Genomic DNA, 2,570 nt, shown 5'->3' on the forward strand with positions numbered 1-2,570 from the left:
ATCGGAAAAATCAGCCTGGAGGGGAACCAGGATGGAGCGTAGAACGAACATCAGATAGCGACCTTTTTCTCTGTATTCTTAACGAGTTAACATCGACAAGTATACACGAGAAACGACCGAAATTCATCTGCAAATATTTGATTTTAAAAGGGAATAAGACTTATCAATCACCAGCAAGCAAGGCAGCTTTATTCACACAAAGTTTGCCTTATGACGCGCGATTTTTCATACCCTTTGTCCTGTTGGTAGCAATGAAAAACGGTAAAACTTCAGTAGAGGGTTAAACAGGAAAAAATTTACGAAACTGGTGCCAACTTAAGCGTAAATTGGTGCCAACTTAAGCGTAAATTGGTGCCAACAAAAACGCGAATTTACATGAGTACGCCGATTCTCGCGGACGTTCGAGTGAAAGGCAAACGCTCTCTCTCTGTGTTTCCGATCAATAAAGCCCTAACAAAATCTGGAACGACCGGTTCGTCGGTAGCGCACGGGTGTTTTCCCAGTAGCGCCAATCTTTTGCGGTCTGGACGGAGACGGCGGATGAAATCCTGATGGCAAGGTTTGCGAGGAGGGGGTGATCATCCCGAGATGGTGGCGGAAGGAGACAATTCCTGGAACAGGTTTGCAGTATATTTGCAGTAAAAACGAAAAAGCCCCTGTGAAAGGCGGCTAACTCTTTGAAAAATTGGCGTCCCCAAGGGGAGTCGAACCCCTGTTACCGGCGTGAGAGGCCAGCGTCCTAGGCCACTAGACGATGGGGACGTCTTGTGAATAAAGGCTTTGTACCGATATTCCCCCTGAAGGGCAAGGATTATTTCGGAAAAACACAGCAGCCAGTTTGTTGATTCTCCTGGCAGGTTTTCTCTAAATGGCTTTGATGGGGATGATGTTTGATTTGCGTTTTTTGCCCGCCCCATCCAGATCCGAAAGATAGCCAGACCATTTTTCTTCCTGTTTTTTGCCCAACTCATAAAGGGTTTCCCAGGAATAGACGCCGGTATCGTGATCGTCGCTAAATTTCAGTTTGATGGCATAGTGGCCGATGGGCTCAATACTCACCACCGTAACATCCTGTTTGCCGTCGATCAATTTGGCCTCACTGGGGTGGTGACCACAGCAGCCAGCGCAGGGGCAGGCCACCCGCAGATATTCCATGGTATATTCAAATTTGTCCCCGTTATCCCAGCTGATGACGATCATGCGTTCAGCGGTTTTTTTACGGATTTCAGTGGGAATGAATTCGCTGCCGTAAGCCATCCATACTCTCCTGATTCAGTACGATTGATATTCTGTCCGGTTTTGCGATTGATATTCTATCTTAAGCCAGCACCGGATTGGTTCATACGTGTAATTGTTCCGTGGGGTCTACCTGAGAGAGATCCTCTCCAAGGGCCTCAATCTCCTTGCGTGCCTTGAGATATTCCCCATCAGCAAGCAACCGGTCCGGTTTTCCCGGGGCTATTCGATGGGGAGAAAGTACCCGCTTTACCCGTTCAGGGGAAGCCCTGTCCCATCCCGACTGAGGATCCCCCATGGCCTGGGTGATGCCGTCCAGGGTGGCTTCACTATCGGCCAATCGACCGGTGCAGCAGAGCACCACATCACACCCCGCCACTATGGATCGATAACTGCGCTCGGCCATGGTACCGGTAAGAGCACCCATCTCCAAGGCATCGGTCACGATGAGCCCCTCATAGCCCCAGCTTTCCCGGAGCAGGCCCACAAGTTGCGTTCGGGACCAAGTGGCAGGCACTTTGGCATCCAGACCTGTGGCTACCAGGTGGGCGGTCATCAATGCGGGAAGGCGATGGAGCAAAGCCTTGAAGGGCTGTAACTCCCATTTTGCCAGCGCCTCTTTGGATTTTTCCACCACCGGCAGCTTTTTATGGGAATCACTCGTGGCTGCCCCATGGCCGGGAAAATGTTTGCCCATGCCCATTACCCCGGTGCCAGAAAGCCCCTCGTGCCAAGCCCCGGCCAAGCGGATGACCGTTTCCGGGTCGCTGCCAAAGGCCCGCTCACCAATCACCGGATCCGCATCGGATTGACGGATGTCCAGCACCGGTGCGCAATCCACCCCTATGCCCAGAGAAGCCAGCTCCAGCCCCACCAGACGACCCGCACTTCGGGAGAGCCTCAAAGCTTTATCAAAATCGATTTTCGCCAATTCCGCCCATCGGAATGGACTGGGATAAGGGGTAAAAGGTTCCCTCAAGCGTTGTACCCGTCCGCCCTCTTGGTCGATCCAGAGGGTCGGTGGCGTGGGGCCGGTAGCGAGGATTTCCCGGATCAGGTTTTGCAATTGATTGAGATCATCGATATTACGGCTAAAAAAAATCACCCCAATCGGTGCCTGTTCCTTCAGAAAGACCCGCTCCTGAGCGGTCAATTCCATGCCGGAAAGCCCCATCACGAGATGTCGGCCAGGGCGTGAATGTGGTTTCATGGTGTGGTCAAGCTCCCTGGTAATCCTATACAGATAAAGATGCGTTGCTGAAGTTTCACCGATTCATGTAGCTTTGGATCATGCGGCCAAGCCCAACAACACGGATACCAAAGGATTTCGTGAG

General features: G+C 51.7%; 2 protein-coding genes and 1 tRNA gene. All 3 read right to left on the bottom strand.

The genetic code is table 11. The features are described 5' to 3' along the window. Positions 1 to 686: 686 nt before the first annotated feature. Positions 687 to 762, bottom strand: a tRNA-Glu gene (locus HQL52_20280). 102 nt (positions 763 to 864) lie between these two features. Beyond that, the gene (locus tag HQL52_20285) at positions 865 to 1,257 is read right to left on the bottom strand and encodes a DUF971 domain-containing protein (protein ID MBF0371778.1); all 393 of its coding nucleotides are present in this window, start codon (positions 1,255 to 1,257) and stop codon (positions 865 to 867) included. An 82-nt stretch (positions 1,258 to 1,339) separates the two neighbouring features. Beyond that, on the bottom strand, positions 1,340 to 2,446 hold the full coding sequence (nagZ, locus tag HQL52_20290; GenBank protein ID MBF0371779.1) for a beta-N-acetylhexosaminidase: 1,107 nt from the start codon (positions 2,444 to 2,446) through the stop codon (positions 1,340 to 1,342). Positions 2,447 to 2,570: the final 124 nt, after the last annotated feature.

It is taken from the genome of Magnetococcales bacterium (assembly GCA_015232395.1).
Lineage (GTDB): Bacteria > Pseudomonadota > Magnetococcia > Magnetococcales > JADFZT01 > JADFZT01.

Bases quoted from the DNA above. Each gene is read 5' to 3' on its own strand.
- HQL52_20285 (MBF0371778.1), bottom strand. From the start codon at position 1,257: ATGGCTTACGGCAGCGAATTCATTCCCACTGAAATCCGTAAAAAAACC.
- nagZ (MBF0371779.1), bottom strand. From the start codon at position 2,446: ATGAAACCACATTCACGCCCTGGCCGACATCTCGTGATGGGGCTTTCC.